Origin of the sequence: uncultured Hymenobacter sp. (assembly GCF_964243305.1) — a bacterium.
Taxonomy (GTDB): domain Bacteria; phylum Bacteroidota; class Bacteroidia; order Cytophagales; family Hymenobacteraceae; genus Hymenobacter.
Genome location: NZ_CAXTEF010000028.1, coordinates 31,866 through 57,672 on the forward strand (window position 1 = coordinate 31,866; position 25,807 = coordinate 57,672).

The window sequence follows — 25,807 nt, forward strand, 5'->3', positions numbered from 1 at the left end:
AGTTAGGATACCGAGAGCTGCTCACTGGTTTTGCCGAAGCGCCGCTCGCGGCGCTGGTAGGCGCGGATAGCTTCCTCAAAATCGGCCCGCCGGAAGTCAGGCCACAGTAAATCAGTAATGTAAAGTTCCGTGTAGGCCAGCTGCCAGAGCAGAAAGTTGCTGATGCGCTGCTCGCCGCTGGTACGGATAAGCAGCGCCGGGTCGGGAATGCCGGCCGTGGAGAGGTAGCCAGCCAGCGTAGCCTCGGTCACGGCGGCGGGCTGCACCTTGCCGCTGGCTACATCGTAGGCCAAACGCCGGGCCGCCTGCGTTAAATCCCAACGGCCGCTGTAGCTTAAAGCTAATACCAAGGTCATGCGGGTGCCGCTAGCGGTGAGCTGCATGGCTTCGGCCAGCTCGCGCTGGCACGAGGCGGGTAAGCTGGCCGTGTCGCCGATGGCTTGCAGGCGGATGCTGTTCTTGAGCAGCGTGGCCGTTTCCTGGCGGATGGTGTGCACCAGCAGCTGCATCAGGGCGCTGACTTCCAAGGCCGGGCGGTTCCAGTTTTCGGTCGAAAAGGCGTAGAGCGTCAGGTAGCTGACGCCCAACTCGGCGGCGGTTTCCACGGTTTCGCGCACGGCAGTCACGCCGCTCTGGTGGCCGAACACCCGCAGGCCGCCCCGCTGCTTGGCCCAGCGGCCATTGCCATCCATGATGATGGCGACGTGAGCAGGAATATTTTGAGAGTCAATCACAGACCGAGCGGTCATTGCGGCGGGGATGGCTAAAAGAGCCGCAAGTTACGCAAAGGGTTGCAGACGCAACCAACCGTCCTGCCTGCCCTACCCCCCTTGCTGGCCGCCAACCCTGCTACTGCAACAGCTTCGGGTTCTTCTTATAAGGCTCGGGGCAGCGAATCTTATAGAAGGTGTAGGAGAGGCTCACCCCCGTATAGTAGTACCAGTCCTGGTCGTGGCGGTTTACCAGCAGCGCGGTTTGGTCGTGGAGTTGGTCGAGCCGGTCAGTGAACGTCTTGCGGGCACTGGTTTCCAGCCCCAGGTTGATGAACTCGGACAGCGCGTACTTAATCCCTACCCCCACCGGCACGGCCAATCCGAACACGCTGCCGCTGCGGGCGAAGTCAGCGCGCAGGCCCTCATTCTGAGTGCGGGTGCTGGTGCTGGCGAAGAAGCCGGCTAGCCCGATAAAGCCGTAGGGCGTGAAATGGCGGTGGTCGCGGCGGTCGTGGTAGTTCAGAAAATTATACTCCAGCACGGCCGAGGCTTCCAGCAGCGAACCCTTCATATCGACGCGGCGGGCGGCCGGCACGGGGGCAACGCCGCCATTCACACCCCGCACGTTGCCATCGTCGGCCCGCAGCAGGCCGGCCGTGAAGCCGCCGCGCAGCGTAACCGGCGCCGACACGTCGCGGCGGTAGAAGAGGGTCAGCGCCGGCCGGTTGTTTTTAAATTGATACTGGGGTGAAACCTCACCCTTGTAGTTGAGCGCACCGAGGCCGAGGCCCAGCTCACTGGTGTTTTGCGCCCGCGCCGGGCGGCACAAAAACGCACTCCCCACCAGCAAAAAGCCAGCGAGGAGTGCGCGAGGGGAAGCCGAAAAAGTCATTAAGCTGCCTGTAAAGTGAGCCGCACAGCCAGCCTGGCGGGCTTAGCGGAATTTGGGGTTTTTGATACGGGGCGTCAGGATGTAGTTGAGCGAAAGGCCAGTCTGGATGTACCAGTCGGTGCGGCTTTTGCCGTCGTCTCCTTTACTGCCTCTCTTAGCACCTGGGTCGTTAAAGCCGGGAAAGTTGCCATCATCGGTGCGCGTGATACCACCTCCAAAATATCGAGCAGCACCAGGTGCCAAAGCACCTTGGTCACTGAAGTCAACGTACTCATCACTCACGTCATCCAAATAGTCTGTAAAGGTTTTGCGCCAGCCTATTTCCAGCCCAGCGTCAAAATTACGGTTGATACGATACCGAACGCCGCCACCGAACGGAATAGCCACCTGGTACTTGCTGTAGGCGCCCTTGCCACCAGCGGCTTTTTGTCCTTCTGTGCCTAAAGGCTGCAAAGCAATGAAAGTGTTTACAGGTGCATTGGTAATACCTTCCGCTCTCACTTCACCTTTCGGGTTATGGTAGAAGCCAGCCAATCCGGCGAATACATAAGGCACGAAGTCGGGCCGCTTGAGGTAGTTGTTGCGGTTTTCAATTAAATCTACCAGCACCACACCCGACGCCTCAAGCAAATCATTGCGGAAGTTCATATTGCGGTGGTAGCGGAACCGAGCGTCGGGGTCGTTCTGGTTGGCAGCCTTATTATCATCGCCAGAAATACGGCCGTAGCCCAGCGCCAGCCGGCCCGAAATGCGGGGGTAAAAGCGCCGGGTAATGGACACAGACACGTTAGGCCGGGTAGCGCCGGCCCGGAAGCTGGCGAAGTTAGCTTCGGGCACCAAATCGCCAAAATAATTCATGGCGTTTAGGCTGAAGCCCACCGAATTGTACTGTTTGCGCTTGCTGAACTGCTGGGCTTCCGCCTCGGGCGAAGCCAGCAGCGCAATGCCCAGAAACAGGGCTGACGAGGTAAGAAATTGCTTCATAAAACAGCGTGAGGATAGGTTTCGAATGTAAAGTAACGTCTTTGTGGAGGACAATTGTATTTTCCGGCAAAGACAAAAGTAAGAGCAGAATCCAATAAAAAAGGAGTCTATCAGAAAAACGATGTAAAAAAGTTCCTAAATCCTACTTGTCTATTCCGGCCGGGTTTCGGCGGTCAAGTCCCCAGTTCAGCTTGCTGCGCAGGGTGCTCAGAAAATTGACGTGATTGAGCTTGACGAGGCGGGCGTTGAAGGTTTCGCGGCGCACGGCCATCTGCACGGTAGGCTCGACGGGCACGGAGCGGGAATCGAGCGAGAGCATGTAGCTGCTGCCCCGGCCCTCAATCTCAAAGGAAATCACGCTTTGGTCAGATACGATTAAGGGCCGCACGTTCAGATTGTGGGGGCATACGGGCGCAATAATAAAATTGTTGGTTTGCGGCAGCATCACGGGCCCGCCGCAGCTGAGCGAGTAGCCGGTCGAGCCGGTCGGCGTACTCACCACGAGACCATCGGCCCAGTACGAGTTCAAGTACTCGCCATCGATGTAGGTGTGCACCACAATCATGGCCGAGGTTTCGCGCTTGAGAATGCTGAACTCGTTGAGGCCAAAGTTGATGCCGCCGAACACGTCGGGGTCGGTATCGACCCGGATGAGGCTGCGCTCCTCGATGGTGAAGTGGCCTTTGAAGAGCGCGTCGATGGCCTGCGCCATGCGGTCGGGCGTGATGGTGGCCAAAAAGCCGAGCCGGCCGGTGTTGATGCCTAAGATGGGCAGCTGCAACGCCCCAACGTAGGTCACGGTGTCAAGCAGAGTGCCATCGCCGCCGATGCTGAGCACGAACTGCGTGCCGCCGAGCGAGTCGCCACGGCGGAAGGCAGTGGTGCCAGTGGGCAGGCGCAGGCGCTCGGCCAGATGATTGCGGAAAACTTCGGCAATCTGCACCTCCACCTCACGGGCGGCGAGGTCGTCGAGCAAGGCCTGCACGTAGGGCAGGGCCGCCTCGTCAATGGGTTTGCCCAGAATAGCGATTTTCATAACAAGGCGAAGGCCAGTGAGCGGCTAAATGGGAAACGACGTGCGCAGAAAAAAGCCGGTTTCACCCCGGCCGTTGCGGGTATATTCAACCACAAAAACCCGGTCGTAGTACGTAACAAAGTGCAGGCCAAGGCCGGCGGCGCCGAGCAGCGAGTTGGGCAGTTGGTTTTCGGGGGTGGGGGTAGGCGCCGCGACGTAGCCGCCGTCGGCAAAGATATTAAGGTAGAGCGCTAGCGGCAGCTGGCCAAACTTAGAGTCTCGCAGGCCGGGCAGGCGGATGGTGCGGGCACTGAGCAGCTCGTAGCTTAGGCCCTGTTGCGCGAGCAGAAAGTGCTGGCCCTCAATGACGTAGGCGTCGTAGCCGCGCACCAGGGCCTCGTAGCCCAGCGCGCGCCGGTCGGGGTAGGCGAGGCGGCGGCTGATTCGGGTCTGGCCCGTGAGGCCGGTGCTGCTGTAGAAGCCGCGGCCCAGCGGCTGGTAGCGGGCATAGCGCAGCCGCAAGGTGCTGCTGGGCGGCGTGGCGCGGTCCAGAAACCGGCGGTGGCTGAGCTGCAGCTGGACATACTGCCCGCTCAGGGGGTAGGCGAAAGTGCGGCGCTGGTTGCGGGTGCTGGTGAAGATGACTTCTACAAACTCCCGCTGCAAGCGACCATTCAGGTAATAATCAGGATTAAGCCGGCGCACGCTGTCGCTGATTTGCTGGCGCTGATAGGAAAAGTCGAGGGCCGAGGTGAACTGCACGGTGCTGCGCAGGCGCAGGCCGGCCGTGACCAGCAGGCGCTGCACCGGAAAGCTGGTTTCGCTGCGGTAGGCCGCCAGCCGGTCGGCGCGGGTGGTGTAGTCAAGGGTGCGGCTCTGGAAATAGGAAAATCCCATCCCTACCCCCACCCGGCGGCGCAAGCCAAAGCCAGGCGCGTCATAAAAAAGGTCGTAGCGGCGGTTAAAGCCTTGCTGAAGCGTAAGCGAGAGGCGCTCGTTACGGCCCCGAAAGTTGTAGCGCACCAGGCGCAGGCCGTAGTCGAAGCGGCGCCAGCGGTCGGGGCGGTCGAGCCAGGCGTTGAAGTTGCGGTCGGCCAGCGAGAAGATGGGCAGCGGAAACAGGTACCAGCGCTCTTCCAGGCCGAAGAGCACCGTCAGCTGCCCCGCGCGGCAGGTGGCCTGCACCCGCACGTTATGAAAAAGCTGAAGGTTGAAAAGGCGGCTGCGGTTGGCTTCGAGGCGGGCGGCCAAGCCGGCCAGGGTCAGTGAGTCGCCTTCCCGAAAGTCCAGCTCGGCGCGCAGGATTTGCTCGCGGGTGACAGCATTGCCGGCGAAGAGCACGGCCGCCACGCATAGCGGGCGCAGGCTGTCGGTGCCGCAGCCGATGATGCTTATCAGCGTATCGGGCGCGGCGCGCTCGTTGCGGCGCTCACCCGGTAGCGGGCGCCGCACCGGCACCGGGCTGGTAGCAGCAGGGGGGGTAGGGATTACCTGCGCCGGGGCCGCCACGGGGGCGCCCAGCCCCAGGCTTAGCACTAGCAGCAGCTTGCGCACCAGTTCCTACACGCTCAGGTAGCGCAGCAGGGCATCATAACGCTCGTGCTCGTCGTCGCTGACCGGCGCCGAGCCGCTGAACTGCGCCGTCACGGAGTAGCCAAACCGCTCCAGCGTGGCCGTGATGCGGGTTAAATCGTCGGCGTTCAGTTTGAGGGTGAGCCGGATGCGGTAGGGGTCGTGCTCGTCCTGCGCGACGTGGGCACTGATAATCTTGGCGTTGTTCTCCTCGATGTAGCGGCTGATTTGGGTCAGCGAGTAGTCGCGCTCCTCCATGCTCAAGACCAGGATGCTGCCCTGCCCGGACGGGCCCGGCGCCGGCCCGAAGGCGGCCAGCGCGTCGCTCACGGTCACGACGCCCGCGTACTCGTGGCGCTCGTCGAGCACAGGCACGAGCTGAATCTTGTTTTCGACGGCCAGCTCCACGACGCGGTAGAAGTGCTGGTCGTGCTGCACGTGCACGTTGGCGAAGCCCAGGTCCAGGTCGGCCAGCAGGGTTTCGGAGTTTTCGTAGTCGGCCAGGTCGGCCTCCGTGATGAGACCGCGGTAGTTGCGCTCATCGAGCACGGGCAGCTGGCCCACGTGAAATTCCTCGAGCCAACGGGCAGCTTTGCCCGCCGAGTCCGTCGCCTTGAGGGGCGGAATCATGTGGTTGAGAAGGTCTTCGGCAAGCATATGATACGAGGACAAGGCGCGGAAAACGGTAGGAAAGCCGCCGCGCATTCTAAAGACCCGCAACGGGCCGGAAAGGTTGGCAGGCAAGCTACGAAGGCAGCGAAAACACAGATTGCCAGCGGCAAGGGGGGTAGGGCCTGCCGCTGGCGCCGGGTTTCAGGGCGCAGCGTCAGGAGCAAAAATCAGACCGCCGGGGCAAGTACTGCTTTTTAGGCCGCAATAGCAACTACGGGCGCCGGCTGGCTTAAGAATTGGCGCAGGCAGCGGTTGAAGGCGGCGGGGCGCTCCATCATCGGGGCGTGGCCGCAGTGGTCGAGGAAGCGCAGCGTGGCCTGCGGCAGCAGCCGGGCGAACTCGTGGGCGACGGGCGGCGGCGTAATCGTGTCGTTCAGGCCCCAGACCAAGAGCACGGGCACGGCCACGCGGCGCAGCTCGCGGCTCAGGTTGTGGCGCTGGGCCGAGCGGGCAATGGCAATGATGCGCAGGCACTTGGCGTTGGAGTTGGTGACGCTGAACACCTCATCGACCAGCTCCTTGGTGGCAATAGTGGGGTCGTAGAAGGTAAAGCGCACCCGCTCCTGCACGAACTGGTAATTGCCGCGCTTCGGGAATGAGCCGCCCATGCTATCCTCGAACAAGCCGCTGCTGCCCGTGAGCACGAGCCGGGCCACCCGGTCGGGGTTGTGCAACGCATACACTAGGGCCACGTGCCCGCCAAGCGAGTTGCCCAGCACGGTCAGCGAGTCAGGCAGGCCAATGGCGGCCACGAACCCTTCGACGTACTTGACCAGGCCCGGCACGCCGGCCTGCGCCAGCGGCATGTCATAAATGGGCAGCAGCGGAATCACGACCCGGTAGTCGGCCCGAAATTCGTCTACCACATCCTGCCAGTTGCTGAGCGCGCCAAACAGCCCGTGCAGCAGCAGCAGCACCGGCCCCCGGCCTTCGTCAACATACTCATATCCGTGGTGCTGGTGGGTCGTCATCGGTCAGTGATGAGGAGTAAGATAAGAGGGAGGGGGGTAGGGATTTGGGGAAACACTGGCAGAACGAGGCCATAAGCTGCCCGACTGCTTCGTGACTTTATCAGCTCAGCTCCCGCGCACCCGTTTTCACAATGTTACAACTGCGCACCCAATTGGCGAGCATGACCCGCCCGTGCGTGGTGAGCAGCGCTTCGGGGTGAAACTGCACGCCGGCCAGCGGCAGCGTGCGGTGGCGCAGGGCCATCAGCTCCGGTGCGGGGCCCGTGGTGTAGGCCAGCGCTTCGAGCACCGGCGGCAGCTCATCGGCCAGCACCAGGGAGTGGTAGCGCGTGACGGCCAGGCGCCTGGGCAGGCCCGCGAACAGCGGCCCTTCCCCTTCCCACTCCATTTCCGACACCTTGCCGTGCATGGGCCGGGCCGCCCGCCGCAGGGTGGCCCCGAAGTACTGACCCAGCGCCTGATGACCCAGGCAAACCCCCAGCATGGGCACTTGCTGATGATAGGCCGCAATAACGGCCAGCAGCGTACCAGCCTCGCGGGGCGTGCCGGGACCCGGCGAGAGCACTACGGCCTCGAAATCCAGCTGCCGCAGCTCAGCCAGCGGCACGTCGTTGCGCCGCACCAGCACCTCGGCTCCCAGTTGCCGCAGGTAGTCGGCCAGCGTGAAAGTGAAGGAATCGAAATTATCGAGCAGCAGAATTTTCACTAATCTCACGAGTGACCGAATTACGAAGAAGAGATTGACGCTGATCATAATTTGTCATTCACATCGCAGCCTTGAGCCGGGTCAGCAGGCCGCTGGCGAAGGGCAGCACGTAGCTCGTGATTTGCAGGGCCAGCGGGGTAGCGGCCCGTACCAGCGGTAGCACCTGCGAGCCCGCTGCCACGCCCGACGAGAGCAGCTGCACGCCGCTCAGGCTCAGGCCGTGGAGCAGCAGGCTCAGGCCCAGCAGCCACTTCAGGGCGCCGGCAGCCCCGCCCAGCAGGTTGTCGAGCACGCCGAGGGGCGTCAGGTGCACGGCCGTTTTGGCCAGGCCGCCTAGCAGGTGCACGCCCCACATTATCAGCACCAGCACGAGCAGAAACGAGACCAGCGGCAGCAGCCCAAATGCCTCGCCCACGTACTCCCGGACCACGGGCACGGCCGCCGAGAGCAAGCTTAGCCCGCCCACCACGCCCAGCACGAAGGCCAGCAGCGAGACGGCTTCCAGCACCAGCCCGCGGCGGAAACCCTGCACGGTCCCTACCCCCAGCGGCAAGAGCAAAAGCAGGTCAAGGGCAGTCATTTTTTAGTGAACAGTTAGCAGTGAACAGTTGGCAGTTGCTGGAGAATTTGTAAACCTTATCCGCACGAAAGCTTAACTGCTCCCTGCTAACTGTTCACTGCCAACTGATTTAAAAGTTGGTGTTGTTCAGCAACAGGTTCACGACCTGCGAGATGCGGCTGCCATCGGCCTGCCCGCTTAGCTCGCGGGCGGCCACGCCCATCACCTTGCCCAAATCAGAAGGGCCCTGCGCGCCGACGCGCTGAATGATTTCGACCAGCCGGCCTTCCAGCTCTTCCTGCGAAAGCTGCTGGGGCAGGAACTCCTCGATGATGGCCAGCTCAGCCAGCTCGTTTTCCTCCAGCTCGGAGCGAAACTGCTCCTTATAAATAGTGGCCGCGTCGCGGCGCTGCTTGGCGGCCTTGTTGAGCAGCTTCAGCTCAGCGTCGGGGCTGAGGCTGCCGGTGCTGGCGCCCTCGGCGGTTTCGGCCAGCATGATTTGGGACTTGATGCTGCGCAGGGCAGTCAGGCGCACTCGGTCTTTGGCCAGCATGGCTTGCTTGATGGCGGCGTCGATGGTGTCTTTAAGGGGCATTTTGGGAGGGATTAGAGAGTAAATAAATCAACCGCTTTTCAGCTTAGGCCAGCAGTTGGCTTAAGCTGAAAGTGCTTGCTGCAAGGCCGCCGGCTCATCCACATAGATAGCCAGCCGGCTAACGTTGCGACGCAGCCCATAGGGACCCTGCACTACTTGCGGCGCAGCCAGGGTGAGGAGCAGATTGGGGGGCGTCAGGAGTTGCGCGGCGGCATTGAGGCAATCGGCCGCCGGCGTAGGTGCTTCGCTGAGCAGGTCAACAGCCAGAACCTGGGCTCTGGGAATGACAGCCCGCCACATCAGGCCGGTGCGCACCACCAGCGACCGCGCCGACACCGTCACCGGCCGCAGCCGCGCGGCCCAGCCGTGGGCTACCAGAAAGAGCAGCGTGTACAGGCTCGGGAGCGTAAGCAGCCAAGCGCCGCGCGGGTACCAGTGTCCCAGCACTAGATGAGCGGCGGCCGCTTCGATGAGTCCTAATCCGCCCAGCGTGGCGAGCAGCGCCGTAAAGCCCGACCGTTGGTAGTTGCTGAACACCTGTTCGCCGGGCTGCACTTCGGGCTGCGCCCAACCGCCCAGCAAGGCGTAGTAAAACAAGGCGATTTCACTGACCAGCCCCCCGGTCAAGCGGCCCAACACCGGCTGGCAAGCCACGTGCAGATTGTCAATAAAGTCGGTTGAATACTGCCGGGCAGCCTGATAGGCCCGCCGAATACGCCGCAGCCGCACCGCAGCATAGCCTACCGCCACCGCTTCCAGCCCTGCGCTTAGCCGGCCCGCCCAGGCTAGTATTGCCAGGCTGGCCGTTGGCAGCAGCCAGTGGCTCAGGGCCAGCCCGCCGCCAAATGCCGCTGCCAAGGTGCTAAAGGGTAATTTGTAGGGCCGCACCACGCACCAGTAGAACAACGCTGGCAGCACCAGCAGCAAGTCGCAGGCGACGCCAATTGGCAAGGCGGGGTGCTGACTGAAATCGGCACGCCCGACGATAGTGTGCTCAATCCCTACCCCCAGCACCAGCAGCGAACCAAACAGGACCAGCGGACCTAGCCGAGCGAATGAGGAATGAGGGGCAGTCATAAACTGGATGAGAAGGAGCACTGGAAAAGCGCGGCGCAGCGGCAAATGTACCTTGCAGCGCCGGGCAAGCCAGCCAGCTTGCTGGCTCACTCACCGCAACCCGTCTTCTAACTCTCCTACTCCCCGTGGTTAAGCTCAGCGTCAACATCAACAAAATTGCCACCCTGCGCAACGCCCGCGGCCAGCACGCCCGCCCCGATTTGCTGCAAGCCGCCCGCGACATCGAGCGGTTCGGCGCTCAGGGCATCACGGTGCACCCGCGGCCCGACGAGCGTCACATCCGCTACCAGGACGTGTTAGACCTTAAAGCGCTGGTCACCACGGAGCTGAACGTAGAGGGAAACCCTACCCCCGATTTTCTGGACCTGGTGCGCCAGGTGCGCCCGGAGCAGGTCACGCTGGTGCCCGACGCGCCCGACGCCCTCACCTCGAACGCCGGCTGGGACGTGATGGGCCAGCAGGAATATCTGCGCGGCATCGTGGCCGAGCTGAAGGGCCTGGGCTGCCGGGTCAGCATCTTCCTCGACCCCGACCCGGCGCTGGTGCCCGCCGCCGCCAGCACCGGCACCGACCGGATTGAACTGTATACCGAGGCCTATGCCCGCGGCTACCTGGCTGACCGCGAGGCGGCCGTGGCGCCCTACCGCGCCGCCGCCGCCCGCGCCGGCAAGCTGGGCCTGGGCGTCAACGCCGGCCACGACCTCGACCTCGACAATCTAGCCTTTCTCAAGCAGCAGCTCCCGGAACTGGCCGAAGTCAGCATCGGCCACGCCCTCGTTTGCGACGCGCTGTACCTGGGCCTGGAAAACACGGTGCAACTGTATAAGCGGCAGCTTAAGTAGCTTAAGCTGAGCGGCTCGCACCTAAATTCCTACCCCCTCATTTCTTTTATTTCCACTTCAAGCCTACTTAGGGGGGTAGGCCAGCCCGCGCCGGGCCACACGACTACCGCTTGCGCGGGCGCCAAGTGCTCAAATACGCGGCGCGTGTCGGTGCGCACAGCCTCGTAACGGTGGTCGCCGTCGATAATAATCAGGTCGGACGGCTGTCCCAGGCCGGCCAGGCCGAGGGTGGCGGACAGCCCCCGCAGTAGCAGCAGGTCGGTGGGCCGCGAGTCACCCTCCCGAAACGCGAACGGCTGTACGCTGTGCGGGCCGGTGGGGGGTAGGAAATGTGCCAGCGGCACCACCGGCAACCTGACTGCCGACACCTAATTCAGCAACCAAAGATTGCGCGCGAGCTGGGGCAGGGGACGTAGGGCTTTGGGAAAGCGGGCGAACATGAGGGCGGCGGCGGGCTTAGCTAATCGGTACTTTGCGCAGGATGGCCTCAATCAAATCCCGCGACCGGATGCCGTCGGCCTCGGCCTCATAGGTGAGCAAAATACGGTGATTGAGCACGTCCTGGGCCACGTCCTTGATGTCTTCGGGCAGCACGTAGTCGCGGCCATCGAGGAAGGCCACGGCCTTGGAGGCGCGGTGCAGGGCGATGCTGGCGCGAGGGCTGACGCCAAACTGCACGGCCTGGCCGAACTCGGGCAGGTCGTAGTCGGCGGGCCGGCGGGTGGCAAACACCAGTTCAATGATGTACTTCTCCAGCGTATCGGAAATCTGCACCTGATTGATTTGCTGGCGGATACCGAAAATATCATCGCGCGTCAGAATGGGCTGCACGTCGTCGGTGAAGCTCAGGTTGGCCATGCGGCGCATCACCTCCAGCTCGTCGGTTTTCTTTAGATAGTCAACGTGCACTTTCAGCATGAATCTATCGACTTGCGCTTCGGGCAGGGGGTAGGTGCCTTCCTGCTCCACCGGGTTTTGGGTGGCCAGCACCAGAAACGGCAAATCGAGCGGGTAGGTCGTGTCGCCGATGGTGACCTGCTTTTCCTGCATCGCCTCGAGCAAGGCACTTTGCACCTTGGCCGGCGAGCGGTTCACCTCATCGGCCAGCACCAGATTGGCGAAGATGGGGCCTTTCTTCACCTCAAAAACCGACTGGTTCTGGTTGTAAATCATGGTGCCGACCAAATCGGAGGGCAGCAGGTCGGGGGTGAACTGCACGCGCTGAAAGTGCAGGTGCAGCACCCTGGCCAGCGTCGAGATAGTCAGGGTTTTGGCCAGCCCCGGCACGCCCTCCAGCAGCACGTGGCCGCCCGTAAACAGGCCGATGAGCAGGCGGCTGAGCAGCGCCTGCTGGCCCACTACCACCTTGCCCATCTCCTGATAAACCCGCCCGATAAGCGGGCGGTAATCGGCCGCTGGGGCCGGCGTCGCGCCGGCAGCGGAGGCCGAAGATTGCGGAGCAAGCATATATCTAGCGTCAAAAAAGACTTCGTAAGCAAGCCGAAGGTAAGAACAAGAAAAGCGGGCCCGCGCCGTATTTACGCCCGCCGCCGGACCGGACCGGCCGCAGATGGCCGCAGTTGGGTGCTCGATTGCCGGTCAGCCGGCGGCTTGTAATTTAGGCGCGCAGCTCTTTGAACCTGCGTTCGCGGTTAGCTTTGTCATACCTAATCAACATTTTTCTCTTCTTTTCCACTTATTCGCAAGTCGTATGAAGGCATTTCTTCCCGCTAAAGCAGCTCTGACCGCCGCCCTGACCGTAGCCGTGAGCAGTGTGGCCCTGGCCCAAACCCAGCCGCCGAGCGGTGGCCCCGAGCCCTCTACCCCCCCGACCGCCGTGCCAGTTGACGGCGGCGCGGCGCTGCTGCTAGCCGGTGGCGTGGCCTACGGCCTCAAGAAGCTGCGCCGACGGCGCTCGGCGTAGTCCGGCTTCCCCGCCAAAGCGGCTTGCCTGACCGGGCAAACCGCTCTGGCGGGGAAAACTGCTTTCAGGCTCCTGTGATATATTCTTTTAGCTGCTCGCTTTGCTTCCGGCCCCTACCCCACTCTCCTACCCGTCGTCATCGGCCGGACTGGTACGCCGGTTCGTGCTGGTGGCGGCGGCCCTGCTGCTGGTCTGGTTTTTCGGCTACGAGCAGACGTTGGCCGTTGATGGCCGCTTCGACCGGCTCCTTTGCGGGCAGATTGCCGGCAGCGGCGCAGCAGCCCTGCGGCTGCTTGGCTTTTCGGCCGCCGCCTACCCCCCCCAGCCGCAGCTGCTGTATCTGGGGGGGCGGGCGGCCGTGCACGTGGGGCCCGCCTGCAACGGCCTGGTTTTATACTGTCTGTTTGCCGGCTTCGTCATCGCCTACCCCGGCCCGGCGGCCCGCAAGCTGTGGTACATTCCGGTGGGCGTTGGGCTGATTTACCTGTTGAACGTGCTGCGCGTGGCGGGGCTGGCCCTCAATCAGCACTACGCGCCCGGCACGCTCGACTTCAACCACCACTACACGTTCAGCTTCGTGGTGTACGCCGCCATCTTTGGCCTCTGGATGCTGTGGGCGCGGCGGCTGGCCGGACCGCTGGCGCCGGCCGCTACGCAGCCTGCTGGCGTCGGCCGTGCCTGATTCCCTACCCCCCCCCGCGTCGGCAGGCCCGGCCTCCCGCTGGCCACGCCGGGCGGCGGTGCTGGCTTTGTTCGGGGTGCTGCTGGCCATTGGCGTCTATGATGAGCCGGTGCTAGCCCTGCTGAGCGACGCCTGGCAAACCCTGCTCGCCGCCCTGCACCTGGACCCCCAGGCCGCGGCCCTGCAAACCGCGGCCCAGCGCCAAGAGTCCCACCGGCCTTCATTGCCCGGCCTGAGCTACGTAGGCTTCTACCTCGGTGTTTGCCTGCTGCTGCTGCGCCTGCTGCTGCCGCAGGCGGGGCAGTGGCGGCTGGCTCTGCGCCTTTATGGAGGCGTGCTGCTGGGCTACGTGCTCTTGCAGCTCGGCAGCAGGCTGGGGGGCTTGTCGTGGGCTTACCCCCTGAGCCGGCACCTGCTCAGCTTTCTCGTGTCGCCGGTGCCGGTGCTGGCGCTGGTGGCATTGCTGCGCGGCGCGCGGCCGGCCGCGCAGGAGCAAGCCAGCGAGAACTCAGCCTAAAAATCAAGGCGCCGGCTCGGATTACGCAGCAGTAAGCCCCCCCGTACCGGCCATGATGAGGACGCCTGGTGGCTGCTGCTCGAAAAGGGCTGCCCGGCGCTGTTCACTAGCGCAAGCTCGCTCACGTAAACCCCCTTTCTGATTAATGGCCGAGGCTTTTTCATTAAAGCATGAGGCTGCTTCGTCCCTATTTTTTCAGGTGGCACGCGGCACGGCATTTGTATGCCGCCAGACTGGCTTTGCTCAGCCTGTGCAGCCGCAATTCAGGCTGCGATTGCTAGTTGTTCTTTCCTGATTGCAAGCAGTTGAGAGCAGCTAAGCCAACTTCTTTTTCATAGGTCGCCTCATCAATCGAGCATTTCCTCTGTGCTTGTACCTCAGCCACTAGCATACCTCACTCAGTAACTGGTGCGCGGCGCGCAATGCGTCAGTGATACAAATTCATTTACCTCTCCTGGTGGTGTTCAATAAAGCTAATGCGTGGCAGAGCGGTCGGTACTTTTTTTGATTAAAAATATAATTTATATGAAATACTTTTTGTCTAGTTTTTTTAAAACCCTCACATGTCCGCCACAAGCAGGGCAAACCCAGAAACCTACCCCCATGCCAACTTCCAAGCGACTCGAAAGCTTCGACCTGCTTCGGTTATTCTTTGTTCTGCTGGCCCTGACCGCGCACTTCCGGGTTGCGCAAGGCGTTGGCTACGAGTTGTACAAGCCAACCGCAACGCAAGGCCTGAACCTGGTCAAGCTGCCCTACCACATTACGGTCACCCGCACGTCCATGTCGGTGCTGCTCATCGTGTTTGGCTTTATGCTTGAATACGTCTATGCCCGCCTCTGGCGGGCCAAGGGGCCGCTGGTGGTGCTGGAAAAGATGATGACCAGAACCGTCATCTGCTATCTGGCCTTCCTTGCCCTGGCCGGCCTGGCTATCTATACGCAGGGCGGCGGCACCTTCAAGACGTACCTGGGTACCAGCTTGTTTGTTTACAGTGAAGATGGCAAGGCGTTCCTTTTCAAGTACTACACCTTCCTGATTCCGGTCGTCTTTCTGCTGATGTGGACCCGGTTCAAATTTGGCCTGCTCACCGAGCTTAGTGTGATACTAATCTTGGTGCTGCTGGCCGAAGCAGTCAAAGCCTCCGGCATAGCGCTCCCCAACCCGTTTGGGCTCCTGGGGGAAACGTTTTTTGGAATAGGCAACAAGATGGGCCCCAGTATTATTCATTCGCTAGTGCTCGTCACGTTCGGGGGCCTTGCTGCCAGCTACACCGCCACCCGCAAGCTCGACGTTCGGGCCTACCTGCTCATTTTCCTGGCGCTGCTCTCGGTGGCGTCCGTGGGTGCCGAGATTTACCAACTCGGCGCCGACCAGTTCGCCATCCTCATGGCCTCTACCAAAACCTACCGGGCGCACAACAGCCACGTGTATTTCGCCTTCGGGGTTATTTCTTTTCTCTGTTTCTGGGCTGTTTCCTGGCTTATCGTGTGGCCTCTGGGCAGCAAGGTTAAGGAGTGGATAAGCTACTACGGCGGCAACACCTTCATCATTTTCCTCTACGGGAATATGCTGCTTTTCATCTTCCCCCAGGTGCGCACCGATGGCGCGGCCTACTTTGTTGCCCTGGCCATTTTCCTGAGCCTGTCGCTGGCTTGCGTGAATATCTATGACTGGGCCAGCAAAAATCTACGCCTGGTCATGACGTACAACACCTTCATCAGGCTTGTGATACCCAAAGCTATCCACTTTGTCCTGGTGACTTTGCATTTCATGGATTAAGGTTGTCCTTAGCACAGCCCTGAGGCTCCTGACGGCAGTGCGGGCCGCGCCCATTAACCCAAAGTGCCTTTCCTGCGACGCAGGAAAGGCACTTTGGGTTGGCATTCCTTTATACCAGAGACGGGAATACCCAACACATTATGCAATTGTAGAAAATAAACAGTAAAATAGCTTTATACAACTCGTAAGAGCTATTTTCATCAAACAATCAGTATAGTCAGCCTCATACTTTTACGATATTATACGGCAAGTTTGTACCCTATACTGTACCCATAACTTAATTTTTATATATTGTAGCAAATATGATTAATATTTTGCTATGGCAACCGTTTCCTTTCACCTGAAGGAGCCGAAGGCAGATAAGCCGACGGCTATTTTTGTTTGGTTCAATCCGCAGAACGGGCAGGCCCGCATTCAGCTTTACACCGGCGATAAGATTGAGGTGGTCCAGTTACGCTGGACAGTTTAGGGCGTTAAGTTGAAGGAGCTGTTGATGAGTGTGATAGGGCGTCTGGTAGTCAATGCTAGAGTGCAGGCGCTCGTGATTATAGTAATTAACTCAAGTTGCGGAGTAGTGACGGTATAAAAAAAGTTTGCTCGGCAGAGCAGCAGTAGGTTTGGGGTCTCTGACCTCCCTTTCCTACCATCACACCATGCGCGAACAGACCGTTGCAATGTACTGCTTCCTCGATGATTTGCTTACCCTGACTCGTCCCGGCTGACCCGCGCCGGCGCTTGAGCGATGCGCAGGTGCTGACCACGGCGCTGGTGGCGGCCCGCTTCTTCGGGGGCAATCTAGGGCTGGGCCAGCGCTACATGGAGCAGCATTGGAGGCAAAGCAAGCTGGACAAGAGTGGTTTTACCCGCCAACTGCACGCCCTAACTGCTACCTTGCTCGCGCTGTTCGCCACCTGTGGCCAGGTGCTCAAGGACTTGCACACCCAGGCCCGCTACGTCATCGACTCGTTTCCCGTGGCCGTATGCCAAAACATCCGTATTCCCCGCTGCAAGCTCTTGACGGGCAAGGCCTACCGGGGCCGCTCAGCTAGCAAGCGGCAGTGGTTTTATGGCTTCAAAGTCCAGGTCCTCACCACCCGCGACGGCCGGCCGGTTGAGTTTTACATCCACGCGGGCAGCGAAGCCGACATTACCGGCCTGCAAGCTATGAACCTGGACTTACCCGCGGGCAGCACCCTCTACACCGGTGCCGCCTACACCGACTACGCCCTGGAGGACCTGTTTGCCGAGGCCACCGGCGGCCAACAGCAGACCGCCCGCAGGGCCAACAGCAAGCGGCCCCATACGCCGGCTCAACGCTTTCTGATTCAGTACTTTCGCAAAGGCATCGAAACTACTTTCAGCCAGCTCACCGCCCGCTTTCCCAAGCTCATTCACGCGGTGACCGCCGCCGGTTTCGTGCTCGAACTGGCCCTCTTCATCTTTGTCCACACCTTAGACCAGGTTGGGTACTAGTCTGCAACTTGGGTTAATTAAGCATTTCGGCGTCGGGGTGGTGGCCGTAGAGCAAGTCCAGGCTCAGGAAGCGCAACTTGTTGCCAAGCTGAATTTCGGGCGTGCGGGTAGCGCGCAGCTCGTGGGTGAACTCGGCCGACTCGCTCTGCACGATGATGCAGTCGGGGCGGTGCCGGGCAATCTGCTGGGTGCCGAGGATGCTGGCCGCCACGGTGTGCTTGATGGCCGTCACGAAGGCGCGGTCCGTTTGCAGCTGCTCGTTCCAAACCCCGTCTTTGGCGCTGAGCTTGGCCGTGACGTAAATCTCATTCACCGGCGTGTAATAGCGCGCCCAGGGGTAGCGCCGGGCCACGGCCCCGCAGTAGTCGGCGAAGTGCACAGGTCAGTTCGGGGTTCTGGTAGTTGCCCAGCCAGTCGGGTACGCCGAAGTGCATCAGGTCCAGAATCGGGGTGATGCCCAGGCGCTGCATCTCGCCCAGCGCGCGGTCGGCAAAGGTCCAGTCGTAGCGGCCGGGCGCCGTCTGGATTTTGTAGTAGGGCAGGCCGTAGCGCAGCACTCTCAACCCCAGTGCCTGCACCAGCCCCAAATCTTCCTCGCAGCGGTCGTAGTGGCCGCACTCTTCGAGCAGGTCGCGTCGGGTCTGGCCCTGGTCGATGGTGGGGTAGGAGCACTCGATGCCGGTGGCAAACATGAAGTTGCCGGGCGTGCCAGTGGGCAGGCCGGAGCCGTCGTGGCCGCCGGCCCCGCCGTACTCGTCGCCCGCGTAGCCCTGGTCGCCGAAGTGCTGCTTGACATGGATTAGAAAACCTTTGGGCATGGATGCATGAGATAGGGGCGGGGATTGTCCCCGCCCGTCGTGGAAGAATATAGTTAAGCTTCGAGAAAGTTGTCAGGTCACGATGCCGGCGGGACGAACATCCGGGCGGGGATAACCGAAGGACAGCGCAGCTAAGCCCTGCCCCTACCCCTCCCGCCGCCGCTCCACCAGAAACCGGTCGGCCGTGCGCAGGCTCAGGGCCATGATGGTCAGGGCTGGGTTCACGCTCAGGGCGCTGGGGAAAACCGAGTTGTCGCAGATGTAGAGGTTGGGCACATCGTGAGCGCGGCCGTCGGCATCGACCACCGCGTCAGCGGCGCTTGAACCCATGCGGGCCGTGCCGATGACGTGGGCGTTGCGCGGAAACGCCCAGATGTCGCGGGCACCGGCGGCCTCCCAGAGCCGGCGCATGAGCGCGTCGGCGTGGGCCGTCAGGCGAACTTCGTTGGCCTGATTAGTGAAGTAAATGCGGGGCTTGGGCAAGCCGCGGGCGTCGTTTTCGGTGCTCAGCTCCAGGAAGTTATCGGCGTGGGGCAGGCACTCGCCCAGAATGTTGATGCCGGCCACGTGGTTGTAGTTCTTCATGTAGTCGCGCAGCGCGGAGCCCCACAGCCCGCGCCCGCGCGCTGCCTGCCCGGCAAACGTAACCGGCATCACGCCGATGCTTTGCAGCAGGTAGCCACCCACGAAGTCTGCGTCCGCGGGCCGGTGGGTATCCTCCGAAATCAGAGCGCCTGGAATGCCCTTGTAGGGCCGCACAACTTCCTCGAAAGTGCCCCAAATCTGGAGGCCGGTGTGGGCCATAAAGTTGCGGCCGACTTGTCCGCTGCTGAGCGCCAAGTCATTCAGCAGCAGCAGGCGCGGGGTTTCGACGGCGCCCGCGCATAGAAACAGGTAGCGGCAGCGCTGCCGCTTCCGCTCCCCGTTTTGGGCGTAGACCACGCCGGTAATGCGGCCCCGGCTGTCGCGCGCTATCTCCGTCACGAAGCTGCCGGGGCGCACCTCGGCCCCGTGCCGCACGGCCAGCGGCACGAAGGTCACGTCCATGCTGGCCTTGGCTCCCACCGAGCAGCCGGCCTGGCAGAAGCCACGGTTGGTGCAGGCCTCGCGCCAGCCTACCCCTTCCTGGTAGTAGCGGGCCGAGAGCGCCGCGTTGGCCGCCGGTGCGGTGCGCACTCCCAGCTTCTCGCTCCCGCGCTGCATGAGCTGGGCCGCGCCGTTGAGCGGCAGCGGCGGCAGCGGGTAGGCGCGGGCGTGGGGCGGCCCCCAGGGGTAGGCGGCCGGGCCGGAAATGCCCAGGAAGTGCTCCAGCTCGTCGTAGTACGGCGCCAAATCGGCGTAGTCCAGAGGCCAGTCCACGCCCTGCCCGAAGTCCGTGTGCAGGCGCAGGTCGTCGGGCTGAGCGCGCGGGGTGTAGGCCGTGTAGTGCAGCGTTGAGCCCCCGACCCCGATGCCAGAGTTGTTTTTGCCGAAAGACACCGGGTCCCGGCCCGCGCTGAGGCGCTCGTCGTTCCAGAACAGGAAGTTCTGGGCGTGCTCGTCGGTGGCGAAGTCTTTGGCGGGGTTGTGCCAGGCGCCGGCCTCCAGGGCTACCACGCGCAGGCCCGCCTGCGCCAGCCGGGCCAGCAGGGGGGCGCCGCCCGCCCCGGTACCAATCACCACGCAGTCCACTTCTTCGTCAAAAAGGGCTCCGGCGGCGGGCGGGGCAGCGGAGTTTAATTTAGTAAGCATAAAACAGCGCGGCAGTTTCTAAATCAGGAGGCAAGGACGGAGCTTGTCTTTTCGGAGGGGGGTAGGGAATCAGGCTCCTGGCTGGCTTGGCGTTTCCGCCGGCTCGCGGTCTTCGCGCTCGTCGAGGCCGATGGCCGTCCAGCCGGGCTGGTCGGCCAGGCCAGCGTAGCCGATTTCCTCCTGGGCCAGCGGGTGGCAGTAGTACAGCTCGGTCAGTTCGGCCAGCAGTTCCTCGAAAAAGCGGGCGGCGGGCAGCGTTTGCCAGGTGGCGCCGGGGCAGTGGCCGGTTTGCACGGCGCGCAACACGGCGTCCTGGTCCTCGGCGCTCAGGGCTCCAAAAGGACGCTGGTGCAGGGCCTGGGCGGTTTCATTGAGGCCAGCGAGACCCAGGCGCAGCGCCTCGCCGTCGGGGGGCAGGGCGTCGTAGCGCCAGCCATCGCTGCCGTTTTCGGCCAGGCGCTGGTCCAGGCCGGGAGCCAGCTCGATGGGCGTTTCGCGCTCGGGCTGCGGAAACAGCCGGGCCGCCACGGCGCGCAGCAGCGCGTAGGCGGCCGGCTCCAGGAAGCGGGGCGCGTAGGGTGGGGGCGCCAGGCGGGCCTGCACGGCCGCGCGAGTGGCGGGCGTCACGTGCTCGGTGGCGAGCAGGGCCCGCACGGTACCGGAAGGATAGCTCATAAAGAGAACAAGGGGGTAGGCGGGCTATTGTTTCGGCCAGGTCAGGGCGCCCAGACCCCTGCCCTACTCGTCGCTGCTGAGCTTGCCGCCGGTCACGTGCACGAGCGAGCCGGTCATGAACGAGCCGTCTTGCGAGGCCAGCAGCACGTAGGCGGGGGCCAGCTCCTCGGGCTGGCCGGGGCGCTTAAGGGCAACTTCATGGCCGAACTTCTCAATCTCTTCGAGCGGCATGGTGGCCGGGATGTTGGGCGTCCAGACCGGGCCGGGCACCACGCAGTTCACCCGGATGCCCCGCTCGCCCAGGTACAGGGCCAGCGACTTGGTCAGGGCGTGGATGGCGGCCTTGCTGGCCGAATAATCGACTAGAATCGGGATGCCCGTAATGCCCACGATGGAGCCGGTGTTGATGATGCTGTCGCCCTTTTGCAGATGCGGAATGGCGGCCTGCGCCAGCCAGATGTAGCCCAGAATGTTGGTGTCGAAGGTGCGGCGGATTTGCTCCTCGCTGATGTCCTCGAACTTCTCCTGCGCCATCTGGTAGGCGGCGTTATTCACCAGGATGTTGAGCCCGCCCAGCTCGGCCAGGGTGCGGCGCACGGCCTGCTTGCACTGCTCCCGCTCGCGCACGTCGAGTTGCAGGAGCAGGCAGCGGCGCTTTTCCTGCTCCACCAAGCGCTGGGTTTCCTGGGCGTCTTCGACGTTTTCGTTGAAGAGAACGGCCACGTCGGCGCCCTCTTTGGCAAAGGCCAGGGCCACGGCGCGCCCGATGCCGGAGTCGCCGCCCGTGATGAGGGCCACTTTGCCGGTCAGTTTGCCGGCGGCGCGGTAGTTATTCAGCTCCGTAGCGGGCTGAAGCTTCATGTCGGCCTGCCGGGCAGGGTAGGGCAGCCTCTCGGCCGCGGCCTTGAAGTCGGCGGCCGTGGGGCGCTTGGGAGCGGTGGGCGTTTTCTTGGCGGCGGGCATAGGACAAAGGCGTGGGAGGGTGGAAACCAGCTGAGCTGCGTCATGGCATACTGCCAGGGCAGCGCCCAGGTTTTTGCGCCGGGCCGTTGAACGCAACCGTCTCTGGGGGAGTAAAGGGTAAGCCGCACTTTGCTGATGCCCACGCGGAAACAACGCGGCTTATCCGTGCAAGCCCGTCCGTCGCTTCCGCTCACCTTCTCCCTTCACTCCATGTCCTTACGCGCCGAACTGCCGGCGGCCCTGCGGCAGCACTGGCCCCACTACCTGACTGAGGCCGCGGGGCTGGCCGTGTTTGTAGTGTGCGCGGGCCTGTTTTCCATCGCCCTGGAGCATCCCGCTTCGGCGCTGCACCAAGCGCTGGCCGGCCGCGGCGTGGGCGAGGCGCTGCGGCGGGTGCCGCTGGGCATCGGCATGGGACTGGTCATCGCGGGCATCACCTACAGCCCCTGGGGCCAGCGCTCCGGCGCCCACCTCAACCCGGCCCTGACGCTGGCCTTCTGGCAGCTGGGCAAGATAAGCCGGGCCGATGCGCTCTGGTACGGGCTGGCTCAGGCCGGGGGTGGCTTCGGGTCGGTGTGGCTGCTCAAAACCCTGCTGTTTCGCTACTACAGCCACCCCAGCGTCCACTTCGGCACCACCCGGCCCGGCCCCGACGGTTCGCTGCTGGCTTTTGGGGCCGAGTTTGTCATTTCCCTAGTGCTGGTGCTGGTCTTGCTGCTGGCGCTGCATTCGGCGCGGCTGCACAAGGTTGCGGGCGGGCTGGGGGCGGCGTTGGTGGCCATCTACGTTATCTGGGAGTCACCGCTCTCGGGCATGAGCCTGAACCCGCTGCGCAGCCTGGCGTCGGCCGCGGCGGCCCGCGACTACACCGGCCTGTGGGTGTACCTGCTGGCCCCGCCGGCCGCCATGTGGCTGGCGGCGGCTTTGTTCCGGCACTTCCGCCCATACTTGGCCAACCAAGGGGCGAGGTCCGCGGTTACTGCGGAGCCGCCGCACTACCCAGATTCTACGGCCGGTTAAGCCTCCGCCCTGCCTCATGCTACCTGCTATCGTTGCCCTGCACTACTGGGCCGGCTCCGGCCGGGAATTTGAGTTGTTGCGCCCGCTGCTGCCACCCGGTCAGGCCCTGCTGGCGCCCGACCTGCCCGGCTTCGGCGGCCAGGCCGCGCCGGCCGGCTTTGACTACTCGGTAGGCAGCTACGTGGCCTGGCTGATGGGCTATATCGCCGAGCACAAGCTTCCGCATTTCCTGCTGCTGGGCCACAGCATGGGCGGCAAAATCGCACTGGCCGCCGCGCATTCCTTGCCCGGCCTGCGGGGCCTGCTGCTGCTCTCACCCTCGCCGCCCGGCCCGGAGCCGATGACCGACGCCGACCGTGCGGCCAGCCTGACGGCCTGCGGCCAGCCCGCCGCGGCGGCGAAAACCCTGGCCCGCATCACCGCCGCGCCGCTGACCGCCGCTGACCGTGCGTCAATCATCCAGGACAACCTGCGCACCACGCCGGCCGCCTGGGTGGCCTGGCTGACCGGCGGCTCCCGCGAGGACCTGACTGCCCTGATGCCGCCCGGCGTACCCTGCCGCCTGCTGGTCGGCACCGCCGACCAAGCCATTCCGCCCGCCACCCAGCGGCAACATACGCTGCCCCGGCTGCCCGCCGGTACCCAGTTCGAAGAAGTGCCCGGTGCCGGGCACCTGCTGCCGCTGGAGGCACCCGCGCGGGTGGCCGCTGCCCTGGCCGACCTCACCCAATCAGTCGTCTCCTGCTAAACTCCGCCGCCAGCTTTAGCTTTTCCCCACGCGTTTCAACGACAAAGTGGCTTTTTGACGGGCGGCCCCCTCCCCAGCCGCTGAGCCCGTGGCGGCCTGCCTAACCTGACGCGTATGGGCGAAAGCGTGCCCTTGGCCTATACTCACTTGGTGGTCTTTGACAAAAACGAGAACTGCGTCGCCAGCGAGATTCGACAGCTCGGCGTCGTTGTCCTCAGCCACTACGAGGACCTGCGCGTGGCGCTGAATGTGCCGGGTGATATTTACGTGCTAGCCTGCGTAGGCAACGAAAGCGACACAGACCTGTACTTCGATGATGGGGAGTTCCTGCATCGGCCCGGCGTGTGTGCCCTCACGCTCGAGTAGCGCTGGATTATTCGGCTGATTTGGGCAACAGGCGCTGCACGCCCATCGGGTGAAACGTCTTCCCGCGGCGGGTGCGGTAACCGGAATGGAATACCAGCAGCAGGCCCGCAAGCGGCACCAGGAAGTGCAGACCGAAGCTCAGGAGCAGAACCAGCACACTGAGATGCAGCATCACCTACTGCGCATCGGCAAGGTGCTGGGCTGCGACGTGGCGACGGCCATCAATGACCGCAGCCGTCTTTGCCACGGCCAAAAACTCTCGTTTCTCTGCCTCGACCAGCACCCTGATTTGCCGGTGCCGGCCGATGTAGCCGCGACCATTCGGCTGATTGACATTGTGTGGTTAGCGCCCGGCACCAGTCGCGTTGTAGCTGCTTTTGAGGTTGAGAAAAGCACGTAATATTTACTCTGGCATCCTGCGGTTGACGGACCTGGCGTTTTCGATACCGGAGCAACAGACAGCGCTGTACCTGGTGGTGCCTGACGCCCGCGAAAAAGAGGTACAAGCACAGTCATTACGGCCGTCGATTCGGGCAGCGGGGGCAGTCATCCACTACATCCTATTTTCGGAATTGCGCCAGCACTGCGAGGCGCTGTGCAAGTTTGGGGATTCACCGGCGGCCATGCGCAAGATTGCGCGCTCGGTTTCCTAAGCCGAATGCGGATGTTAAACGACCTTTTTCTTCAACTCGCCCTTTGAGTTAATTTTCTCGGTCTGCAACTGCCGGTCGGCGAGCCGGAGCGTCTCCAGGTGCTTGGCATCCGATTCAAAGCTTGCTGATTTAGTCGGGATATCGGAAGTGCCATCAGGCTTCACAGGCGTAACGCCGGACGGCTTTCGCCCGGTACGGAGGCGGGTCTCGTGCTGTGCAGGCGTGACGTGCGCACCGTGTTCGGCGTAAGAATGCCCGTTGCGGTTCGCATCCATCGCCCGCGCTTCGGCGGTTATTCGGGCTTGTTCAGCGTAGTAGATGGGCAAGAAAGTAGGACCACCCAGGTGCACCTTGCGCACCACAGCCAGCAGCGTGACCAGCTCATCTTCTTCACTGGTCAGCGCCCGGTGCTCGCGCTCGGCTTCCAGGTAAGCCAGGCGGGCGCGGTCCTTGTCGGTCGGCACTTGCGAGAGCCGGCCAAAGTCCCACTCCGATTTATAGCCGGGGTCGTCCCGGCTGTTGTTCGACATGAACACCAGGGCCGCCGTCATGGCTGGGGCGCTGGTTAGCACCCGCAGCAGGGCCGCCGCGATGCGAGCCAGCACCGGCGACGGCGGCACCGCAGGCGGAGAGACCGTAGGGGTAGCCGACGGCGTGAGGATGAAAGGATTGTTAAAAAGTCCCTGCTGCGGGCTGCCGTGCGTGCCCGCAACCGGCGGCAGATACCTGGCCGGCCTGCATGGTCAGCTTCGGGGCGGTAATGGTGACGTGGCACACGTAGGCGCCGTCCTCGATGCTGCCGCTCTGAAAGTCTTCCCGGTAGCCGACGCAGTTACCTGCTTCCCAGGAGAGGGTCTCCCGCGCCGTGCGGCCCTGGGTTTCGTAAAACACCACCCGCCCCGGCAGGGGCTTGTAGGGGGTGTTGGCCCAGTCCGGCAGAAAATCATCGTCGGGCACGTCCAGCAGCAGCTGCACCAGCCCGTGCCGGACCTTGGCATTAACCCGACCCCGCGCGTCCGTAGCCTGCGTGAACGAGTAGTCGCAGCGCCGCACCGGGTAGGTGTGGCCCGCCACCTGCAACTCCGCGTAGAAAGAAGCCATACCAGCAAGCCAACCGGAGTAGGGGGTTGGCTCAGCAAGCTACGGCACGAACCGGAATTGCCGCGCTGTATCAGGCGTACTAGCACATTTTCGGTCGTGCTGCGCGAAGCCCCGAGGCCTGCGTTCAGGATATGAGCCAGCCGTTTTGCTATTCCCAAAAAATTCCACTGGCAGTTTGCCAGCGGGCATTTTGATGTTCACGCACGCTGCATAAAAAATGGCTCCACCCGCCCCGAAACGACCTGAGCCCGCCGCTCTACCGCAGCAGCTGGACGCGGGTAAGCTACTGCCACAGCGCCTCCTGAGCCCGGCCCCGGCCAGGTCTCGCCCACTTCTGTCGGGCGCCGCCGCCGGCCATGTCCACCCGCCTCCTGTTTCGTCTGCTCATCCTGCTGCTCGACAGTTGCTACCTCGGCAGCGTGTACGAACTGGACGCTGAGCAATGCCGGCAGAACTTCGCCAAGGAGTGCCACACCTACGTGGGCGCCCGCCCTGAAGTGGATGTGCCGGCCACGCAACCCGCCACCCCGGCCGCCGTGCCGGTCACCCCGCGCAGGCGGGCGCTGCGGGCGGCGGCGCGAATGCGGAAGTCAGGCAGTACCGGTGCTGGCTGCAAGCCCACCCAACTGCCCCAGCCAACACCCCGTAGGGTTAGTCTTCACCGACAGCTAATGAAGACTGGAATAGCTCAACGGGTGATGTCCTGGGGTGGTCTAGTAAAAACGGACAGTACGCTAAGGTAGGTTTTGCAAGAGG

The 25,807-nt window shown here is 63.0% G+C and carries 32 protein-coding genes; 12 read left to right on the forward strand and 20 right to left on the reverse strand.

Annotation, left to right across the window (positions count from 1 at the left end):
• Window positions 1-2 precede the first annotated feature (2 nt).
• The 11 genes from ACFE70_RS14780 to ACFE70_RS14830 form a co-directional block, all read right to left on the reverse strand.
• A complete protein-coding gene (locus ACFE70_RS14780; protein ID WP_375418536.1) occupies window positions 3-749 on the reverse strand; it encodes an isoprenyl transferase in 747 nt (248 codons plus the stop codon).
• A 100-nt stretch (window positions 750-849) separates the two neighbouring features.
• Window positions 850-1,605 (reverse strand): DUF6089 family protein, encoded by a 756-nt coding sequence (locus ACFE70_RS14785; RefSeq protein WP_375418537.1) that lies wholly within the window; start codon window positions 1,603-1,605, stop codon window positions 850-852.
• Window positions 1,606-1,647: 42 nt separating this feature from the next.
• The gene (locus tag ACFE70_RS14790) at window positions 1,648-2,643 is read right to left on the reverse strand and encodes a hypothetical protein (RefSeq protein WP_375418538.1); all 996 of its coding nucleotides are present in this window, start codon (window positions 2,641-2,643) and stop codon (window positions 1,648-1,650) included.
• Window positions 2,644-2,731: 88 nt separating this feature from the next.
• The gene (locus ACFE70_RS14795; protein WP_375418539.1) at window positions 2,732-3,625 is read right to left on the reverse strand and encodes an NAD kinase; all 894 of its coding nucleotides are present in this window, start codon (window positions 3,623-3,625) and stop codon (window positions 2,732-2,734) included.
• Between the two features lie 24 nt (window positions 3,626-3,649).
• The gene (locus ACFE70_RS14800) at window positions 3,650-5,158 is read right to left on the reverse strand and encodes a POTRA domain-containing protein (RefSeq protein ID WP_375418540.1); all 1,509 of its coding nucleotides are present in this window, start codon (window positions 5,156-5,158) and stop codon (window positions 3,650-3,652) included.
• A 6-nt stretch (window positions 5,159-5,164) separates the two neighbouring features.
• Window positions 5,165-5,833, reverse strand: coding sequence for a CBS domain-containing protein (locus ACFE70_RS14805; protein ID WP_375418541.1), 669 nt, complete (start codon window positions 5,831-5,833; stop codon window positions 5,165-5,167).
• A gap of 209 nt (window positions 5,834-6,042) precedes the next feature.
• Window positions 6,043-6,819, reverse strand: a complete 777-nt coding sequence (locus ACFE70_RS14810; protein WP_375418542.1) for an alpha/beta fold hydrolase — start codon at window positions 6,817-6,819, stop codon at window positions 6,043-6,045.
• Between the two features lie 100 nt (window positions 6,820-6,919).
• Window positions 6,920-7,534 (reverse strand): anthranilate synthase component II, encoded by a 615-nt coding sequence (locus tag ACFE70_RS14815; protein WP_375418543.1) that lies wholly within the window; start codon window positions 7,532-7,534, stop codon window positions 6,920-6,922.
• Window positions 7,535-7,583: 49 nt separating this feature from the next.
• On the reverse strand, window positions 7,584-8,105 hold the full coding sequence (locus ACFE70_RS14820; protein WP_375418544.1) for a CvpA family protein: 522 nt from the start codon (window positions 8,103-8,105) through the stop codon (window positions 7,584-7,586).
• 109 nt (window positions 8,106-8,214) lie between these two features.
• A complete protein-coding gene (locus tag ACFE70_RS14825) occupies window positions 8,215-8,679 on the reverse strand; it encodes a GatB/YqeY domain-containing protein (protein WP_375418545.1) in 465 nt (154 codons plus the stop codon).
• A gap of 60 nt (window positions 8,680-8,739) precedes the next feature.
• The gene (locus ACFE70_RS14830; RefSeq protein ID WP_375418546.1) at window positions 8,740-9,756 is read right to left on the reverse strand and encodes a hypothetical protein; all 1,017 of its coding nucleotides are present in this window, start codon (window positions 9,754-9,756) and stop codon (window positions 8,740-8,742) included.
• Between the two features lie 125 nt (window positions 9,757-9,881).
• On the opposite strand from ACFE70_RS14830, the gene ACFE70_RS14835 reads away from it, so the two are divergent.
• Window positions 9,882-10,598 (forward strand): pyridoxine 5'-phosphate synthase, encoded by a 717-nt coding sequence (locus tag ACFE70_RS14835; protein WP_375418547.1) that lies wholly within the window; start codon window positions 9,882-9,884, stop codon window positions 10,596-10,598.
• Between the two features lie 29 nt (window positions 10,599-10,627).
• On the opposite strand, the gene ACFE70_RS14840 is transcribed toward ACFE70_RS14835, so the two are convergent.
• Complete coding sequence (locus tag ACFE70_RS14840) at window positions 10,628-10,966, reverse strand: class I SAM-dependent methyltransferase (protein WP_375418548.1); 339 nt, start codon at window positions 10,964-10,966, stop codon at window positions 10,628-10,630.
• Between the two features lie 88 nt (window positions 10,967-11,054).
• Window positions 11,055-12,065 (reverse strand): AAA family ATPase, encoded by a 1,011-nt coding sequence (locus ACFE70_RS14845; RefSeq protein WP_375418549.1) that lies wholly within the window; start codon window positions 12,063-12,065, stop codon window positions 11,055-11,057.
• A 244-nt stretch (window positions 12,066-12,309) separates the two neighbouring features.
• Here ACFE70_RS14845 and ACFE70_RS14850 point away from each other — a divergent pair, with 244 nt between their 5' ends.
• From ACFE70_RS14850 to ACFE70_RS14875, 6 genes are all read left to right on the forward strand, one after another.
• On the forward strand, window positions 12,310-12,522 hold the full coding sequence (locus ACFE70_RS14850; protein ID WP_375418550.1) for a PID-CTERM protein-sorting domain-containing protein: 213 nt from the start codon (window positions 12,310-12,312) through the stop codon (window positions 12,520-12,522).
• Between the two features lie 100 nt (window positions 12,523-12,622).
• A complete protein-coding gene (xrtX, locus tag ACFE70_RS14855; protein ID WP_375418551.1) occupies window positions 12,623-13,204 on the forward strand; it encodes an exosortase X in 582 nt (193 codons plus the stop codon).
• A complete protein-coding gene (locus ACFE70_RS14860; protein WP_375418552.1) occupies window positions 13,119-13,721 on the forward strand; it encodes an XrtX-associated membrane protein in 603 nt (200 codons plus the stop codon). The genes xrtX and ACFE70_RS14860 overlap by 86 nt, the downstream gene beginning before the upstream one ends.
• A 603-nt stretch (window positions 13,722-14,324) precedes the next feature.
• Entirely contained in the window at window positions 14,325-15,503 is a 1,179-nt protein-coding gene (locus ACFE70_RS14865; RefSeq protein WP_375418553.1) for a hypothetical protein, read from the forward strand.
• Window positions 15,504-15,822: 319 nt separating this feature from the next.
• Complete coding sequence (locus ACFE70_RS14870; RefSeq protein ID WP_375418554.1) at window positions 15,823-15,972, forward strand: hypothetical protein; 150 nt, start codon at window positions 15,823-15,825, stop codon at window positions 15,970-15,972.
• Window positions 15,973-16,238: 266 nt separating this feature from the next.
• Window positions 16,239-16,976, forward strand: coding sequence for an IS982 family transposase (locus ACFE70_RS14875; protein WP_375418555.1), 738 nt, complete (start codon window positions 16,239-16,241; stop codon window positions 16,974-16,976).
• A gap of 13 nt (window positions 16,977-16,989) precedes the next feature.
• On the opposite strand, the gene ACFE70_RS14880 is transcribed toward ACFE70_RS14875, so the two are convergent.
• From ACFE70_RS14880 to ACFE70_RS14900, 5 genes are all read right to left on the reverse strand, one after another.
• A complete protein-coding gene (locus tag ACFE70_RS14880; RefSeq protein WP_375418556.1) occupies window positions 16,990-17,355 on the reverse strand; it encodes a hypothetical protein in 366 nt (121 codons plus the stop codon).
• Window positions 17,282-17,794, reverse strand: coding sequence for a family 1 glycosylhydrolase (locus ACFE70_RS14885; protein WP_375418557.1), 513 nt, complete (start codon window positions 17,792-17,794; stop codon window positions 17,282-17,284). Before ACFE70_RS14885 ends, ACFE70_RS14880 begins: the two co-directional genes overlap by 74 nt.
• Before the next feature lie 144 nt (window positions 17,795-17,938).
• A complete protein-coding gene (locus ACFE70_RS14890) occupies window positions 17,939-19,525 on the reverse strand; it encodes a GMC family oxidoreductase (RefSeq protein WP_375418558.1) in 1,587 nt (528 codons plus the stop codon).
• 69 nt (window positions 19,526-19,594) lie between these two features.
• A complete protein-coding gene (locus tag ACFE70_RS14895; protein ID WP_375418559.1) occupies window positions 19,595-20,200 on the reverse strand; it encodes a gluconate 2-dehydrogenase subunit 3 family protein in 606 nt (201 codons plus the stop codon).
• Between the two features lie 63 nt (window positions 20,201-20,263).
• The gene (locus ACFE70_RS14900; protein WP_375418560.1) at window positions 20,264-21,163 is read right to left on the reverse strand and encodes an SDR family oxidoreductase; all 900 of its coding nucleotides are present in this window, start codon (window positions 21,161-21,163) and stop codon (window positions 20,264-20,266) included.
• 210 nt (window positions 21,164-21,373) lie between these two features.
• On the opposite strand from ACFE70_RS14900, the gene ACFE70_RS14905 reads away from it, so the two are divergent.
• The 5 genes from ACFE70_RS14905 to ACFE70_RS14925 all read left to right on the forward strand — a co-directional run bounded on the left by ACFE70_RS14905 (window position 21,374) and on the right by ACFE70_RS14925 (window position 23,950).
• Complete coding sequence (locus tag ACFE70_RS14905; RefSeq protein ID WP_375418561.1) at window positions 21,374-22,183, forward strand: aquaporin; 810 nt, start codon at window positions 21,374-21,376, stop codon at window positions 22,181-22,183.
• Between the two features lie 16 nt (window positions 22,184-22,199).
• Window positions 22,200-22,931, forward strand: a complete 732-nt coding sequence (locus ACFE70_RS14910) for an alpha/beta fold hydrolase (protein ID WP_375418562.1) — start codon at window positions 22,200-22,202, stop codon at window positions 22,929-22,931.
• A 114-nt stretch (window positions 22,932-23,045) separates the two neighbouring features.
• Complete coding sequence (locus tag ACFE70_RS14915) at window positions 23,046-23,297, forward strand: hypothetical protein (RefSeq protein WP_375418563.1); 252 nt, start codon at window positions 23,046-23,048, stop codon at window positions 23,295-23,297.
• A gap of 49 nt (window positions 23,298-23,346) precedes the next feature.
• The gene (locus ACFE70_RS14920) at window positions 23,347-23,697 is read left to right on the forward strand and encodes a hypothetical protein (RefSeq protein ID WP_375418564.1); all 351 of its coding nucleotides are present in this window, start codon (window positions 23,347-23,349) and stop codon (window positions 23,695-23,697) included.
• A 22-nt stretch (window positions 23,698-23,719) separates the two neighbouring features.
• Window positions 23,720-23,950 (forward strand): hypothetical protein, encoded by a 231-nt coding sequence (locus ACFE70_RS14925; RefSeq protein ID WP_375418565.1) that lies wholly within the window; start codon window positions 23,720-23,722, stop codon window positions 23,948-23,950.
• A 14-nt stretch (window positions 23,951-23,964) separates the two neighbouring features.
• Here the strand turns inward: ACFE70_RS14925 and ACFE70_RS14930 are convergent, their stop codons facing one another.
• Window positions 23,965-24,570 (reverse strand): hypothetical protein, encoded by a 606-nt coding sequence (locus ACFE70_RS14930; protein WP_375418566.1) that lies wholly within the window; start codon window positions 24,568-24,570, stop codon window positions 23,965-23,967.
• Window positions 24,571-24,622: 52 nt separating this feature from the next.
• Window positions 24,623-25,051, reverse strand: a complete 429-nt coding sequence (gene tssD, locus ACFE70_RS14935; RefSeq protein WP_375418567.1) for a type VI secretion system tube protein TssD — start codon at window positions 25,049-25,051, stop codon at window positions 24,623-24,625.
• Window positions 25,052-25,807: the final 756 nt, after the last annotated feature.

What these genes read in the sequence shown, in the direction of transcription:
- ACFE70_RS14805 (WP_375418541.1), bottom strand. Translation starts at nt 5,833, where the DNA reads ATGCTTGCCGAAGACCTTCTCAACCACATGATTCCGCCCCTCAAGGCG.
- ACFE70_RS14890 (WP_375418558.1), bottom strand. Translation starts at nt 19,525, where the DNA reads ATGCTTACTAAATTAAACTCCGCTGCCCCGCCCGCCGCCGGAGCCCTT.
- ACFE70_RS14870 (WP_375418554.1), top strand. Translation starts at nt 15,823, where the DNA reads ATGGCAACCGTTTCCTTTCACCTGAAGGAGCCGAAGGCAGATAAGCCG.
- ACFE70_RS14845 (WP_375418549.1), bottom strand. Translation starts at nt 12,065, where the DNA reads ATGCTTGCTCCGCAATCTTCGGCCTCCGCTGCCGGCGCGACGCCGGCC.
- ACFE70_RS14780 (WP_375418536.1), bottom strand. Translation starts at nt 749, where the DNA reads ATGACCGCTCGGTCTGTGATTGACTCTCAAAATATTCCTGCTCACGTC.
- ACFE70_RS14820 (WP_375418544.1), bottom strand. Translation starts at nt 8,105, where the DNA reads ATGACTGCCCTTGACCTGCTTTTGCTCTTGCCGCTGGGGGTAGGGACC.
- ACFE70_RS14825 (WP_375418545.1), bottom strand. Translation starts at nt 8,679, where the DNA reads ATGCCCCTTAAAGACACCATCGACGCCGCCATCAAGCAAGCCATGCTG.
- ACFE70_RS14850 (WP_375418550.1), top strand. Translation starts at nt 12,310, where the DNA reads ATGAAGGCATTTCTTCCCGCTAAAGCAGCTCTGACCGCCGCCCTGACC.
- ACFE70_RS14785 (WP_375418537.1), bottom strand. Translation starts at nt 1,605, where the DNA reads ATGACTTTTTCGGCTTCCCCTCGCGCACTCCTCGCTGGCTTTTTGCTG.
- ACFE70_RS14810 (WP_375418542.1), bottom strand. Translation starts at nt 6,819, where the DNA reads ATGACGACCCACCAGCACCACGGATATGAGTATGTTGACGAAGGCCGG.
- ACFE70_RS14830 (WP_375418546.1), bottom strand. Translation starts at nt 9,756, where the DNA reads ATGACTGCCCCTCATTCCTCATTCGCTCGGCTAGGTCCGCTGGTCCTG.
- ACFE70_RS14865 (WP_375418553.1), top strand. Translation starts at nt 14,325, where the DNA reads ATGCCAACTTCCAAGCGACTCGAAAGCTTCGACCTGCTTCGGTTATTC.
- tssD (WP_375418567.1), bottom strand. Translation starts at nt 25,051, where the DNA reads ATGGCTTCTTTCTACGCGGAGTTGCAGGTGGCGGGCCACACCTACCCG.
- ACFE70_RS14900 (WP_375418560.1), bottom strand. Translation starts at nt 21,163, where the DNA reads ATGCCCGCCGCCAAGAAAACGCCCACCGCTCCCAAGCGCCCCACGGCC.
- ACFE70_RS14910 (WP_375418562.1), top strand. Translation starts at nt 22,200, where the DNA reads ATGCTACCTGCTATCGTTGCCCTGCACTACTGGGCCGGCTCCGGCCGG.
- ACFE70_RS14885 (WP_375418557.1), bottom strand. Translation starts at nt 17,794, where the DNA reads ATGCCCAAAGGTTTTCTAATCCATGTCAAGCAGCACTTCGGCGACCAG.
- ACFE70_RS14795 (WP_375418539.1), bottom strand. Translation starts at nt 3,625, where the DNA reads ATGAAAATCGCTATTCTGGGCAAACCCATTGACGAGGCGGCCCTGCCC.
- ACFE70_RS14905 (WP_375418561.1), top strand. Translation starts at nt 21,374, where the DNA reads ATGTCCTTACGCGCCGAACTGCCGGCGGCCCTGCGGCAGCACTGGCCC.
- ACFE70_RS14895 (WP_375418559.1), bottom strand. Translation starts at nt 20,200, where the DNA reads ATGAGCTATCCTTCCGGTACCGTGCGGGCCCTGCTCGCCACCGAGCAC.
- ACFE70_RS14915 (WP_375418563.1), top strand. Translation starts at nt 23,046, where the DNA reads ATGGGCGAAAGCGTGCCCTTGGCCTATACTCACTTGGTGGTCTTTGAC.